The organism is Pseudomonas sp. ACN5, assembly GCF_002303975.1.
Classification (GTDB): Bacteria; Pseudomonadota; Gammaproteobacteria; order Pseudomonadales; family Pseudomonadaceae; genus Aquipseudomonas; species Aquipseudomonas laurylsulfatiphila.
The window spans coordinates 1-13,492 of the sequence record NZ_MRCP01000010.1; the positions used below are offsets into that span (position 1 = coordinate 1).

Consider the following 13,492-nt stretch of genomic DNA (forward strand, 5'->3'; position numbering starts at 1 on the left):
GATTTCGACTGACACTCCGTCTTCGCGAGCAAGCCCGCTCCCACATTTGTATTGCGGTGTAACGGGGTTAGAGCAACTCAAAACTCTGCTGCGTCACATCCTCTGAATCCAGGCCGATCTGCACGTTGAACTTGCCCGGTTCCGCCGCGTACTTGAGCTGGGTGTTGTAGAACTTCAGGTCGTCCTCGGTGATGGTGAAGTGCACGACCTTCTGTTCGCCGGCCTTGATCATCACCTTCTGGAAGTTTTTCAGTTCCTTGATCGGGCGGATCATCGAGCCTGCCACGTCCTGGATGTACAACTGCACCACGGTTTCGCCGTCGCGCTTGCCGGTGTTTTTCACCGTGACACTGGCGTCGAGCTTGCCGGTCTTGTTCAACGTGGTCGACGACAGCGCCATGTCGCTCAGGCTGAACTCGGTGTAGCTCAGGCCGTAACCGAACGGGTACAGGGGGCCTGTGGTGTCATCGAAGTACTGCGAAGTGTAGTTGCCCGGCTTGCCCGGGGTGAACGGCCGGCCAATGGTCAGGTGGTTGTAGTAGGTCGGAATCTGGCCAACCGAACGCGGGATGCTGATCGGCAGTTTGCCCGATGGGTTGTAGTCGCCGAACAACACGTCGGCGATGGCGTTGCCGCCTTCGGTGCCGGTGAACCAGGTTTCGAGGATCGCGTCGGCCTGTTCTTTCTCTTCGAGGATCGTCAGCGGGCGGCCGTTCATCAACACCAGCACCAGCGGTTTGCCGGTGGCTTTCAGGGCACGGATCAGCTCGCGCTGGTTTTCCGGGATGTTCAGGTCAGTGCGGCTCGACGATTCGTGGGACATGCCACGGGATTCGCCAACGGCGGCAACGACGACATCAGCCTCTTTGGCCGCTTTCACCGCTTCGTCGATCAGCACGTTCGCCGGGCGCGGGTCATCCACCACTTCCGGGGCGTCGAAGTTGAGGAAGTTCAGGTAGCCGAGGATTTTCGGGTCGCTGGTGATGTTGGCGCCACGGGCATAGATCAGCGTCGATTTATCGCCCAGTGCGTTGGTCATGCCGTCGAACAGGGTGACGGACTGCGCAGGCCTGCCCGCGGCGGCCCAGCTGCCCATCATGTCGATGGGCGCCTTGGCCAGCGGACCGACCAGCGCGATTTTCGCGGTCTTCTTCAGCGGCAGGGTCTCGTTCCGGTTCTGCAACAGCACCTGGCTGCGGCGCGCCACATCACGGGCCTCGGCGCGGTGCAGGCGGCTGTCGGCGTAGGTGTCGACCGGATCGTCCTCGGCTTTGCCGATGCGCAGGTACGGGTCCTTGAACAGGCCCATGTCGTATTTGGCTTCGAGCACCGCACGCACGGCGTTGTCGATGTCGCTCTGCTGGATCTCGCCGGACTTCAGCAGCCCAGGCAGCTCTTTGCCGTACAGGGTGTCGTTCATGCTCATGTGGATGCCGGCCTTGATCGCCAGCTTCGCCGCTTCGCGACCGTCGGCGGCAACGCCGTGCTTGATCAGCTCGAAAATCGCCCCGTGGTCGCTGACGGCCAGGCCCTTGAAGCCCCACTCCTTGCGCAGCAGGTCGTTCATCAGCCAGGTGTTGGCGGTGGCCGGCACGCCGTTGACCGAGTTCAGCGCGACCATGACCCCGCCAGCGCCGGCATCGATGGCGGCGCGGTACGGTGGCAGGTAGTCCTGGTACATCTTGACCGGGCTCATGTCGACTATGTTGTAGTCGCGGCCACCCTCGACCGCACCGTACAGGGCGAAGTGCTTGACGCTGGCCATGATGCTGTCGGCCGCGTTCGCGCCAGTACCCTGGAACGCCTTGACCATCACGCCGGCAATGCGCGACACCAGGTAGGTGTCTTCGCCGAAGCCTTCGGAGGTGCGGCCCCAGCGCGGGTCGCGGGAGATGTCGACCATCGGCGCGAAGGTGATGTCGAGGCTGTCAGCCGCGGCTTCCTTGGCGGCGATGCGCCCGGACAGGCCGATGGCATCCATGTCCCAACTCGAGGCCAGGGCCAGCGGGATCGGGAAAATGGTGCGGTGGCCGTGGATCACGTCGTAGGCGAAGAACATCGGGATTTTCAGGCGGCTGCGCATGGCGGCGTCCTGCATCGGCCGGTTTTCCGGACGGGTGATCGAGTTGAACGTACCGCCGATGTTGCCCGCCGCGATTTCCTTGCGGATCATTTCGCGAGGCATTTCCGGGCCGATGCTGATCAGGCGCAACTGGCCGATTTTTTCATCGAGGGTCATTTGCTTCATCAGGTTGCTGACGAAGGCTTCCTTGTTCTCCAGGGGTGCGGGCGTCGTGGCGGCCAATACGTTATGACTGGCCAGGCTGACGAACAGGCCCAGCAAACACAGCTTCTTCATGAATAGTTTTCTCAAGGGCCCAAACGGCGATATGCACGCCGGCCAGCCAAAATTTAGGGAGCGTCTATTGTTGTTCGGGTGCAGGCTCAAAAAAACCAGAGCCAAAAAACGACAGCCAGGTGGCGGATGCGTTTTCACGCAGGGCCTCTTTTTAGCCCATCGGCCCGTTGCAATCCAGAGGCGCGGGCGATTATGCCCCAAGAGCCGGCCCAGAAGGTTTCACGGTCGGTTTTTTCATGAATGTACAAGGGAGCGACATCCTGATGAATGCAAGTCCAACCTATCGCTCGCGTTTGCAGGTCGTCACGCTGCTGATGCTGGCCACGTTGCTGACCGCCTGCGGCATCAACAATATCCCGACCCTCGATGAACAGGCCAAGGCCGCCTGGGGCCAGGTGCAGAACCAGTATCAGCGGCGCGCCGACCTGATTCCCAACCTGGTGGAAACGGTCAAGGGCTACGCAAAACATGAAGAAGAGACACTGACCGCGGTGATTGAGGCGCGGGCCAAGGCCACGTCGATCCAGGTGGATGCCTCGACCCTGGACAACCCGGAAAAACTCAAGCAGTACCAACAGGCCCAGGATCAGCTCAGTGGCGCCTTGAGTCGTTTGATGGTGGTCTCCGAGCGTTATCCGGACCTCAAGGCCAACCAGAACTTCCTCGCCCTGCAGTCGCAGCTCGAAGGCACCGAGAACCGCATCAGCGTGGCCCGGCGCGATTTCATCCTCGCGGTGCAGAAATACAACACCGAGATCCGCACCTTCCCTGGTCGCCTGTGGCACACGGTGATGTACAGCGACCTGCCGGTGCGTGAGACCTTCGAAGCCACGCCGGGTTCGGAAAAGGCCCCTGAGGTCAAGTTCTGAGTACAGCTTGTGCGTCACTACGGAAGAGGTAGCCAATGCGCGTGTTGAAAACGGGCCTGATGCTGTTGTTGTGGGTGGTGGCGATCACGGCCCGGGCCGAACTGGGTTTTCCGGCGCTGACCGGGCGGGTGGTCGACAACGCGCAGATGATCGAGCCTGTGGTGCGCGAGCAGCTCAACCAACAACTTCAGGCCCATGAACAGGCCACCGGCGAGCAGCTTGTGGTCGTGACGTTGCCGGACTTGCAGGGCACCGACATCGCCGATTTCGGTTACCAGCTCGGCCGCCACTGGGGTATCGGGCAGAAGGACAAGAACAACGGCGCGCTGCTGATCATCGCCCGAAACGAGCGCCGGTTGCGTATTGAAGTCGGCTATGGCCTGGAGGATCGCCTGACCGACGCCCAGAGTTCAGTGATCATCAACCAGGTCATCACCCCGGCATTCAAGACCGGCAACTTCAGTAAAGGCATCAGCGACGGCGTGGCGGCGATGCTGGTGGTGCTGGGCGGCAACCCCTTGGACGAACCCTCCACGGCGTATGAGTCCAGAGGCGATCCAGGGGACGATTTCGTCTCGCGGCATCCCGGGTTGCTGGTGTTTTTGGTGATGCTGTTCATCCTGACTGTTTTTGTGTGTCAGATGCTCGGTATCCTTCCCGCCGGCCGGGGCGGCTCCGGAGGATCCGGGGGCGGTTTTGGCGGTGGTGGATTTGGCGGCGGCGGTGGAGGCGGAGGCTTCAGCGGCGGCGGAGGCAGTTTCGGCGGCGGCGGTTCGTCCGGCGGCTGGTGATCATAAAAATGAGCAGGCAATTCACGACATGGCATTACTGACCGAACACGAACAACGCAAAGTCGCCGAGGCAATCGCCCGGGTCGAGCGCGACACCGACGCAGAACTGGTGACCGTGCTCGCGGCCCGCGCCGACGACTATGCGTACATCCCGTTGTTGTGGGCCAGCCTGCTGGCGCTGCTGGTGCCGGGCATCGTGCATTACCTCACCGGTTGGCTGACCCTGCACAGCCTGCTGCTGGTGCAATGGGCCATCTTCATCGTCCTGTGCCTGGTGTTCCGTCTGCCGAAAGTCACTACCCATCTGGTCCCGCGCTCGGTGCGCCACTGGCGCGCCTCGAACCTGGCGCGCCGGCAGTTCCTGGAGCAGAACCTGCACCACACCGAAGGCAGCACCGGTGTTCTGATTTTCGTCTCCGAAGCCGAGCGTTATGTGGAGATTCTGGTGGATGAAGGCATTTCCAGTCGCCTGGACAACAAGAACTGGGATGCCATCGTCGCCACCTTCACCCAGCAGGTGAAGCAGGGGCAGACGTTGCAAGGTTTTGTCAGCTGCGTCGAAGCCTGCGGCGAGCTGCTCAAGGTGCACGTGCCCGTAACCCATGTGCGCAATGAACTGCCGAACCGCTTGGTGGTACTCGGCTAAGTCCTCCCTGGCGTTGTGTAGCGCTCGCCGCTACAACGCCCGTCAATTGTCCGGGTTCAGCCTTGTCGTCAGTATTTCTCTCCAACAGTGGACGCCCAGCGACGGGCGTTCCCGCGAAGAGGGATTCTTATGGCAACCCGACAATCGATTGACTCTTTGGTACGTGCAGCCAATGGCGCTGAGGGAAGCAAGCCCAAGGCGAAACTGACGGCCAAAGAAACGCAAGTCCTGATGTGGTGTTTCAAGGGCAAAACTTCCTGGGAAATCGCCAGGATCGAGAATTGCACGGAATCTACCGTCAATTTTCACTTCGCCAACATTCGCCGAAAGTTCGACGTCAGCTCCCGCACCTGCGCATTGCTCAGGGCGATCGAGTCGGGAGCGATCCAGGTGGATTCGGTCGTTGCGCGAGGTGCGCATGAGCCTGACTGATTCGGCATACAACGGCATCAATGGGCTCATGTTGGGAATGGGGATTGCGACGCTGCCAGTGGTCAATGGCGAGGTACTGTTCGGTGCGATGCTCGGCGCGTGGCTGGTCACCACCACTCGCACCAGCTTCAAGGCCTGGCAGCGAATCGGTTCATGGTTGCTGTCTGCGGGTGTCGGTTACCTCTTTACGCCTGTCGCACATCCGCTGGCGCCATTTCTGACGGAAGGTGTAACGGCCTTTCTTTGCGCGCTGATCGTTATTCCCATCAGCATCAAGCTCATGCAATGGGTCGATGGTGCCGGTATCGGCGAAATCATTCGACACCTGAGAGGACGAAGATGATGGTCCGTGAATGGGGTTGTCTTGATATCCGGAACGGGAAGTCATGCAACTTCGGATGACACAGTTCATCAGGTTTCATTCGAAGGTTTGAGTGTTGCCAGGATGGTGGCCATTTCGGAAAGCCTGAGTTCCATATCACGCAGTCGTTGCTTTTCCTCGAGTGCGTTTTGTATGGCGCAGCGATCGTTTTCGTCGAGCAACCGCCAGAGCGCGAGAATGGTGTTTTCCCGTGTGGTGTTTTCCTGACCAGTCTGCGAAGAATCAGTAATTGTTTGTCTCAAAACCGGCCCTTCGCCCAGCAACAGCCAGTCAAGGGATATTCCCCGGGCTTGCGCGATTTCTACGCATAATGAGTAAGGTGTGCTGTCGCGGCCTCGCCAGCTACTAAGGGTTTGCGGGCTGATCTGTAGCGCGGAAGATAAAGAAGCATCGGTTTTTGTGCCGGTAACTTGCTTTAGACGAGCCAGAACAGCTTGTGATTTTTTGCTACGCAATTTGAGCCGCTTCCTTTTGACATATGCTTTTTGAGTGCCTAATTTATGCGTAATGAGTACTTTTTTTCTTGTAAGTAATCAATCATCAAAGATGAGTCAGAAGAATACGATGTCGAAACTTCCTAATGGTATCAGGGGGATTTCCTACGAGCATGGCTCGACCCCATTACGCGTCTGCCCGATGCAGTTCCTTATGCCTGGCAGACACTGTTCGCAAGCCCGGAGCGCCGCGATGAACGCCTCAAGCAGTATTGCGTTTGATCAGGTTGATTGCCACCCAATGACCCTCGGGATTCAAGCATGAGTACTTATAAAATGGTGTGCCCGCACTGCTTGAGCCGGATGCGCATCCGCACCAGCGAAGGCCGTCATATTTTCCTGCGGGTGGCGTATCTGCAATGCACGTCGGAAGCTTGCGGTTGGTCCGTGCGTGCCGAATTTGAAATGACCCATGAGCTTTCGCCCAGTGGCATGCCTAATCCGGCTGTACGCCTGCCTTGCGCCGGACCCGATTTGCGCCGTGCTTCCCGGCCTGTTGCCGTCGGTCCTGACACGTCAGAAGTGCCACAGGAGACTTGAGCATGAAGGTTACCGATGAAAATGCAGGTCTGAATGAGGAGTTATTGGCTATTGCCCAGGCGTTTCTGGGGCGTCATGAAAGTGAGGGGATCGATGATCAAGTCCTGTTCTGTCGCGCGGTGAAGCATCTGCAGAGTATGGATGTACCGATGTTCCTGGCCGAAAGGCTGGTTAGCCGTGCCTATGGCTTACTCAAGTCGTGCAATGATCGTCGGCGCCTGGACATCGATGCAAGTTCCGAAACGGTCGCCGTGGTGACCGACCCTGCCAATGGCCTGACCTGGGCAGTGCCAGTGGGACTGATCGTCAAACACATCATTAATTCACCGAGCAATCGCAAGCTTCGCCTGGTGGAACCCTGAGGCTTCAACGCTTGTATCGAGGTCCTGGGCGGCGTGACTGGGACCTGCCACAAAATAACCCCGTGCCCAAAGTCCTCGTCCCCCTTAAAATACCGGCATTCTCCGATTTGCATCGCCTGAGGCCGTTTTTCCATGTCCGTCACCGCCACTCCCGCCAGCCTCGCGCCGGATCATCACGCCCAGTTCATCGAGCTGCTGCAAGCCTGCCTCGAGCACAATGCGTTCATCAAACTGGTGCTGGCCAAGTACGCGGGCGATGAAACGGATCTGCAGCGGATCATCATCAAGCCGGTGACGGTCAAGGCGCAGCCTTGCCTGTCTTTCGTCTATCGCTACAAGACCCGCGATATCACCAAGAACCTGCCGCTGGCCGAAGGCGTGGCGAGCATTGCCGGGTTGCTGCCAGCGTCGTTCAAAAATGCGCATTTGTTGTCGTTGACCGACGAAGCCCAGCTCGAATACAGCAAAAAGGGCAAGTCATCGCTGTTCAAGAGCAAACCTCAACAATTGCGCGAAGTGCCATCGGCCGAGCACAACCGTGAAAAAAACCGTTTTCTTGACCTGAGCCGGCCGTTTCTCGCCGACCTGGGGGTGACCAACAAGCAGCATGAACTGATCCCGGCGATGTCGCGCAAGTGGAAGCAGATCAACAAGTTCATCGAAGTGTTCAGCCATGCACTGACCTCGTCACCCCTGGCGCTGGACAAACCGGTGCGTGTGGCGGACTTCGGTTCGGGCAAGGGGTACCTGACCTTCGCCATCCACGATTACCTGCGAAACACCTTGAAAGCTGAAGGCGAAGTGACCGGTGTCGAGTTGCGTGAAGACATGGTCACCCTGTGCAACACCGCGGCCGCCAGGCTTGAGCACCCCGGCCTGGTGTTCAAGTGCGGTGACGTACGCAGTGTGGCACCGAGCGAGCTGGACGTGATGATCGCCCTGCATGCCTGCGATATCGCCACCGACTATGCGATCCACACCGGTATCCGTTCCGGCGCGTCGATCATCATGTGCTCGCCTTGCTGCCACAAACAGATCCGCCTGCAAATCCAGAGTCCGGCGCTGCTCAAGCCGATGCTGCAATACGGCTTGCACCTGGGCCAGCAGGCGGAGATGGTCACCGACAGTTTGCGCGCGTTGTTCCTGGAGGCCTGCGGCTACGAGACCAAGGTGTTCGAGTTCATCTCGCTGGACCACACCAACAAGAACAAGATGATACTGGCGGTCAAGCGCGCCGAACCGGTGGAGCCGGCCCAGTTATTGGCGAAGATTCAGGAGCTGAAGGATTTCTACCACATCAGCGAGCATTGCCTGGAAACGTTGCTGCGCGCTGACGGCTACCTCTGATTCTGTGTGAGCGGGCTTGCTCGCGAAGGCGTTGGGTCAGTCGATACTAGTGTTGAATGGGGAGCCGCATTCGCGAGCAAGCCCGCTCCCACACTGGGTTTGATTGCGGTCTTGCGCCCCAGCATCACCGTCACGATGACCCCACCGGCAAACAGCCAGGTGACCGGCTCCACCTGTTCACCGAAGAACAACGCCGAGAAGGCGATGGTGAAGAAGATCTGCAGCAGCTGAATCTGGCTGACCCGGGCAATGCCGCCCATGGCCAGCCCGGCGTACCAGGCGAAGAAGCCGATGAACTGCGAAAACAGCGAGACATAACCGAAGGCCCACCAGGTCCTGGCGGAAATCCCGCCCTGGTGTTGCAGCGCCAGATACACCACCGGGCCGATCAACAGCGGCGTCGACAGTACCAGCGCCCAGCAGATCACCTGCCAGCCGCCCATCTCCCTGGCCAGTCGGCCTCCCTCGGCGTAGCCCAGCCCGCCCACGGCAATGGCACCAAGCATCAGCAGGTCACCGGCCTGAATGCTGCCGGCACCGCTGATCAGCGCATAACCGAGTACCAGCGCACTGCCCAATGCGGCGCAGGCCCAGAATGCTTTCGAAGGCCGTTCGTGGGAAAGCCACGCGGCGTACAGCGCCACGCACAGGGGCTGCAAACCATTGACCAGCGCGCCGTGGGACGCCGGCAAGGTTTGCATGGCCCAGGCCGACAACACCGGGAAACCGAGAATCACCCCGGCCATCACCAGCGTCAGGCCTTTGACCTGTTTCCAGGTCGGCCACTTTTCCCGGTGCCACAGCAACAGCAACGCCGCCGGAACCGCCGCAAACAGTGCCCGGCCCAGGCCGTTGAGCAGCGGGTGGAGTTCCTGTACGACGATCCGCGTGAAGGGCAGGGTGAGGCTGAAGATCACAACGCCGAGCAGGCCCAGGGCCATGCCGGTGTTTTCGCGCGAGGACATGATGGCAACCAGAATTTTGGGTGATGGGGTAAGGCTCCATATAGCCATAAACCATGGGTTGTCCGCTGTTACAGCTAGGCACAGACTTATCCGTACAGTTTGCGGGCCTCTTCGCGAGCAAGTCGGATCGCCGCACCGCCGCTCCCACATTGGAATGCGTTCCCCCTGTGGGAGCGGGCTTGCTCGCGAAGAACGATAACGTGGTCCATCAGGTAGTAGCCGGTTGTTACCCGCGCCACCGGATAAGGACTACCTTGAATACTCCTGCACGCCCACTTCCAGAGGAGTCCTCCCCATGGCTGCGAAAAAAATTCTGATGCTGGTTGGTGATTACGTCGAAGACTATGAGGTGATGGTGCCGTTCCAGGCGCTGCTGATGGTCGGCCACACGGTGCACGCCGTTTGCCCGGACAAAACCGCCGGCCAGACCGTGCGCACGGCGATCCATGACTTTGAAGGCGACCAGACCTACAGCGAAAAACCCGGCCACCTGTTTGCCTTGAACTTCGATTTTGCCAAGGTCAACGCCGCCGATTATGACGCCGTGCTGATTCCTGGCGGCCGTGCGCCGGAGTACCTGCGCCTGAACGAAAAGGTCCTGGAGCTGGTGCGCGCATTCGACAAGGCCGGCAAGCCGATCGCCGCCGTGTGCCATGGCGCGCAGTTGCTGGCGGCAGCGGGTATTCTCGAAGGTCGTGAATGCAGCGCTTATCCGGCCTGCGCTCCGGAAGTGCGCCTGGCGGGCGGAACCTATATCGACATCCCGGTGACGGACGGCCATGTTCAGGGCAATCTGGCCACGGCGCCGGCCTGGCCTGCGCACCCGAACTGGTTGGCCGGTTTCCTGGGGTTGCTGGGTACCAAAATCACGCTGTAACGAGGGACATGTCCATGTGCGAGCTGTACGTCAAAGCCGACCCGATTCTTTACGAATCGCGCTCCCGCTCGCTGCGCATCTGTGGGGTGGTCACCACCCTGCGGCTGGAGAATCAGTTTTGGGACATCCTCAGCGAAATCGCCGAGGTCGACGGCATGACCACCAACCAGTTGATCGCCAAGCTGTATGAAGAGGTGATGGACTATCGCGGCGAGGTGGTCAATTTCGCTTCGTTCCTGCGGGTGAGTTGTACGCGGTATCTGAGCCAGCGGCGGACGCAGTCTCCGGAGTTGTCGGTGGTGCGGGCAGTGGTGAAGTAGTCAAAACTGCGTCGAATCCTTCGCGAGCAAGCCCGCTCCCACAGGGATTACGCTGAACCTGTGGGAGCGGGCTTGCTCGCGAAGGGGCCGGTACAGGCGACAGAAATCCCGGCTTGGTCTTTACTGTGAAGCGCACAACCTCTCAATCGGCAAGGAGAAACAGCATGTCCGGATGGTATGAAGTGAGCAAAAGCAGCAATGGCCAGTTCAGGTTCGTCCTCAAGGCGGCCAACGCCGAGACCATTCTGACCAGCGAGCTGTACACCACCCACGCCGCCGCCGACAAAGGCATCGCCTCGGTCCAGGCCAACAGCCCGCTGGATGAGCGCTACGAGAAGAAAACCACGAAGGACGGCCATCCGTATTTCAACCTCAAGGCGGGTAACCACGAGATCATCGGCAGCAGCGAAACCTATTCCTCCGATGCCGCCATGGAGAAAGGCATCGCCAGTGTGAAAGCCAATGGCCCGAGCAAGGTGGTCAAGGACAAAACCTTACCGGTGCTTTGAGATCAACACATATCCCCTGTGGGAGCGGGCTTGCTCGCGAAGGCGATGGAACATTCAACACATATGCTGAATGTGACGACCTCTTCGCGAGCAAGCCCGCTCCCACATTTTTTGGTTTTGTGTGTGGCTGGAGATCAGCGCAGGGCGTTCAACAGCCCTTGCAACTGACCACAACCCGCCTCACCCAACGGGAACACCGGCAACCGCGGATCCCCTACCTCCAGACCTGTCGCCCGCAAACCCGCCTTGATCGTCGCCGGCAAGCCACCCTTGAGGATGAAATCCAGCAGCGGCAACTGGCGGTAGAACAGCTCGCGGGCCTTGACCAAATCGTTGGCCAGCACTGCATCATACAAATCCAGGTTGAGCTGCGGGATCAGGTTCGGCGCAGCGGTACACCAGCCTTTCGCGCCAGCGGCAAAGGCCTCCAGGGCCAGCGGATTGCAGCCGTTGTAGAACGGCACCTGGCCGTCGCCGAGACGTTGCAGTTGATGCATGCGCTGGATGTCGCCAGTGCTCTCCTTGACCATGGTCACGTTTTCCACGGCCTTGACGATGCGCAGGATCAGGTCCACCGACATGTCGGTGCCGCTGGTGGCCGGGTTGTTGTAGAGCATGATCGGCACGCCGATGCTGTCGCCGATGGCGCGGTAATGAGCGAGGATTTCCGCTTCACTGAGTTTCCAGTAGGACGCGGGCAGCACCATCACCACATCGGCGCCATGGGCTTCGGCGAAGCGCGCGCGACGTACCGCCTTGGCGGTGGTCAGGTCGGACACGCTGACGACGGTCGGCACGCGTTTGGCCACGTGCTTGATACTGAATTCGCTGACCTGATCCCACTCCGCGTCGCTCAGGTAGGCACCTTCACCGGTGCTGCCCAGCGGTGCGATAGCGTGCACGCCGCCCTCGATCAGGCGGTCGATGGAGCGCCCGAGGGCGTCCAGGTCAACGCCTTCGCCATGGGCGGTGAAAGGGGTGATGGTGTAGCCGATGATGCCGTGAATGTTGGCGGTGGACATGGTGTCTCTCCGTTCAAAAAGGTCTGGGGTCAGTTCAGGCAATCGGCGTGTTGGCGCAGGCTCTGCCGGGCGTAGTAGTTGAAAGCGGCGGCGTGACGTTTCGGCCGGGCAATCCAGTCATGGGCTTCACGGCCCAACGCGGGGATGATCGGCTTGATGGTCCCGGCGCTCATCGCCAACAGTTGCAGCTTCGCGGCACATTCGATCAGCTGCGCGATGACACAGGCTTCCTCGATGGTGTTGCCGGTGGACAATTGGCCATGGTGCGAAAGCAGGATCGCCCGCTTGTCGCCCAACGCCCCGGCAATCAACTCGCCTTCCTCGTTGCCCACCGGCACACCCGGCCAGCCTTCGAGAAATGCACAGTCGTCATAGAGCGGGCAGAGGTCCATGTGGGAAATCTGCAACGGTACTTCCAGCATCGACAAGGCTGCAACGTGGGTCGGATGGGTGTGGATGATGCAGTTCACATCCGGGCGGGCGCGGTATACCCAACTGTGAAAACGATTGGCCGGGTTGGGCATGCCGTGGCCTTCGAGCACTTCCAGATCTTCGTTGACCAGCAGCAGGTTGCCCGCGGTGATTTCGTCGAAACCCAGGCCCAGTTGTTGAGTGTAGTAAGTGCCGGGCTGCGGGCCACGGGCGGTGATTTGCCCGGCCAGACCGGAATCGTGACCGTGCTCGAACAGGATGCGGCAGGTCAGGGCCAGCTTTTGCCGGGCGGTCCACGTATTATCCGCCAGGGTATTTTGCATTTGGCTCAGCGCGTGCTTGACCAGTTGCTCTTTGGGCAGTGCTAATGTCTTGGCCATATCGGTGTCCTTTGGGTGATTCAATGGACGTCGGGTTTGTCGCTCACCGGTTCCTCGCAAAGTCGTCGGTGAGCGCAAATGACACTAAAGAGCCTAAATGACACGTTGTGTCATTGGCAAGGGCAAATCGTTGCCTCCTTGATGGATTAATCGCTCCACATGTCTATTCGTTTGAAATTACTAAGAAAAAAACTTGGCGTGACCTTGGAAGCGCTGGCCGAACAATCCGGCATGACCAAGAGTTACCTGTCGAAAGTCGAGCGCGGCTTGAACACGCCGTCGATTGCGGCAGCGTTGAAACTGGCCAAGGCGCTGAACGTGAAGGTCGAGGAGTTGTTCTCTGAAGACAACGCCGGCTTCGACAGCTACAGCCTGGTACGCAGCCACGAGCGGCAACCTTTGGGTGCCAGTGGCAACAATCCGGGTTACGCGGTGCTGGCCCATCAGGTCAGTGAACGCAGCCTGCTGCCGTTCATCATTTACCCGCCGGCGGAGTTCACCGACAAAACCTTCAAGGAGCATCTGGGCGAGGAGTTTCTGTTCGTCCACGAGGGGCGGGTGGAAGTGGACTTCATGAGCGAGCGCGTGCTGCTCGATCGTGGGGATGCGCTGCACTTCAATGCGCAAAAACCGCACCGGATTCGTTCGGTGGGTGAGGTACAGGCGCAGTTGCTGGTGGTGGTGCACAGCACCGAGGAATGAGTTGACTGCAAAAGCTTCGCGAGCAAGCCCGCTCCCACATGGGATTTGTGAACGACACAGATC

General features: G+C 59.6%; 17 protein-coding genes. 12 read left to right on the forward strand and 5 right to left on the reverse strand.

Going from position 1 to position 13,492, the window contains the following annotated elements; all coding sequences use genetic code 11:
• Positions 1-67: 67 nt before the first annotated feature.
• Positions 68-2,359, reverse strand: a complete 2,292-nt coding sequence (bglX, locus tag BSF40_RS18780) for a beta-glucosidase BglX (RefSeq protein WP_095966226.1) — start codon at positions 2,357-2,359, stop codon at positions 68-70.
• Between the two features lie 263 nt (positions 2,360-2,622).
• Here bglX and BSF40_RS18785 point away from each other — a divergent pair, with 263 nt between their 5' ends.
• From BSF40_RS18785 to BSF40_RS18805, 5 genes are all read left to right on the forward strand, one after another.
• Complete coding sequence (locus BSF40_RS18785; RefSeq protein ID WP_007976733.1) at positions 2,623-3,228, forward strand: LemA family protein; 606 nt, start codon at positions 2,623-2,625, stop codon at positions 3,226-3,228.
• A 35-nt stretch (positions 3,229-3,263) separates the two neighbouring features.
• Positions 3,264-4,019 carry a YgcG family protein gene (locus BSF40_RS18790; RefSeq protein ID WP_095966227.1) on the forward strand — a complete coding sequence of 252 codons (756 nt, stop codon included), beginning with the start codon at positions 3,264-3,266 and terminating at the stop codon, positions 4,017-4,019.
• Positions 4,020-4,047: 28 nt separating this feature from the next.
• Positions 4,048-4,665 (forward strand): TPM domain-containing protein, encoded by a 618-nt coding sequence (locus BSF40_RS18795; RefSeq protein ID WP_095966228.1) that lies wholly within the window; start codon positions 4,048-4,050, stop codon positions 4,663-4,665.
• A gap of 129 nt (positions 4,666-4,794) precedes the next feature.
• On the forward strand, positions 4,795-5,097 hold the full coding sequence (locus tag BSF40_RS18800; RefSeq protein WP_095966229.1) for a helix-turn-helix domain-containing protein: 303 nt from the start codon (positions 4,795-4,797) through the stop codon (positions 5,095-5,097).
• Entirely contained in the window at positions 5,084-5,440 is a 357-nt protein-coding gene (locus BSF40_RS18805; RefSeq protein WP_015093872.1) for a putative holin, read from the forward strand. The genes BSF40_RS18800 and BSF40_RS18805 overlap by 14 nt, the downstream gene beginning before the upstream one ends.
• Before the next feature lie 68 nt (positions 5,441-5,508).
• On the opposite strand, the gene BSF40_RS18810 is transcribed toward BSF40_RS18805, so the two are convergent.
• Positions 5,509-5,934: a helix-turn-helix domain-containing protein gene (locus BSF40_RS18810; protein WP_095966230.1), complete on the reverse strand. Its 426-nt coding sequence runs from the start codon at positions 5,932-5,934 to the stop codon at positions 5,509-5,511.
• 300 nt (positions 5,935-6,234) lie between these two features.
• On the opposite strand from BSF40_RS18810, the gene BSF40_RS18815 reads away from it, so the two are divergent.
• From BSF40_RS18815 to BSF40_RS18825, 3 genes are all read left to right on the forward strand, one after another.
• Positions 6,235-6,513: an ogr/Delta-like zinc finger family protein gene (locus BSF40_RS18815; RefSeq protein WP_095966231.1), complete on the forward strand. Its 279-nt coding sequence runs from the start codon at positions 6,235-6,237 to the stop codon at positions 6,511-6,513.
• A 2-nt stretch (positions 6,514-6,515) separates the two neighbouring features.
• Positions 6,516-6,875, forward strand: coding sequence for a hypothetical protein (locus BSF40_RS18820; protein ID WP_095966232.1), 360 nt, complete (start codon positions 6,516-6,518; stop codon positions 6,873-6,875).
• 132 nt (positions 6,876-7,007) lie between these two features.
• Positions 7,008-8,222, forward strand: coding sequence for an SAM-dependent methyltransferase (locus BSF40_RS18825; protein ID WP_095966233.1), 1,215 nt, complete (start codon positions 7,008-7,010; stop codon positions 8,220-8,222).
• Here BSF40_RS18825 and BSF40_RS18830 read toward each other — a convergent pair.
• Entirely contained in the window at positions 8,213-9,187 is a 975-nt protein-coding gene (locus BSF40_RS18830; RefSeq protein ID WP_095966234.1) for a DMT family transporter, read from the reverse strand. The genes BSF40_RS18825 and BSF40_RS18830 overlap by 10 nt on opposite strands.
• A gap of 295 nt (positions 9,188-9,482) precedes the next feature.
• Here BSF40_RS18830 and BSF40_RS18835 point away from each other — a divergent pair, with 295 nt between their 5' ends.
• From BSF40_RS18835 to BSF40_RS18845, 3 genes are all read left to right on the forward strand, one after another.
• Positions 9,483-10,064, forward strand: a complete 582-nt coding sequence (locus tag BSF40_RS18835) for a DJ-1/PfpI family protein (protein WP_095966235.1) — start codon at positions 9,483-9,485, stop codon at positions 10,062-10,064.
• A 14-nt stretch (positions 10,065-10,078) separates the two neighbouring features.
• Entirely contained in the window at positions 10,079-10,384 is a 306-nt protein-coding gene (locus BSF40_RS18840) for a ribbon-helix-helix domain-containing protein (protein WP_095966236.1), read from the forward strand.
• Positions 10,385-10,548: 164 nt separating this feature from the next.
• Entirely contained in the window at positions 10,549-10,893 is a 345-nt protein-coding gene (locus tag BSF40_RS18845; protein WP_095966237.1) for a YegP family protein, read from the forward strand.
• A 134-nt stretch (positions 10,894-11,027) separates the two neighbouring features.
• Here the strand turns inward: BSF40_RS18845 and BSF40_RS18850 are convergent, their stop codons facing one another.
• Entirely contained in the window at positions 11,028-11,915 is an 888-nt protein-coding gene (locus tag BSF40_RS18850) for a dihydrodipicolinate synthase family protein (protein WP_095966238.1), read from the reverse strand.
• Between the two features lie 29 nt (positions 11,916-11,944).
• Positions 11,945-12,727 carry an aldolase gene (locus BSF40_RS18855; RefSeq protein WP_095966239.1) on the reverse strand — a complete coding sequence of 261 codons (783 nt, stop codon included), beginning with the start codon at positions 12,725-12,727 and terminating at the stop codon, positions 11,945-11,947.
• Between the two features lie 159 nt (positions 12,728-12,886).
• On the opposite strand from BSF40_RS18855, the gene BSF40_RS18860 reads away from it, so the two are divergent.
• The gene (locus tag BSF40_RS18860) at positions 12,887-13,429 is read left to right on the forward strand and encodes a helix-turn-helix domain-containing protein (RefSeq protein ID WP_095966240.1); all 543 of its coding nucleotides are present in this window, start codon (positions 12,887-12,889) and stop codon (positions 13,427-13,429) included.
• Positions 13,430-13,492: the final 63 nt, after the last annotated feature.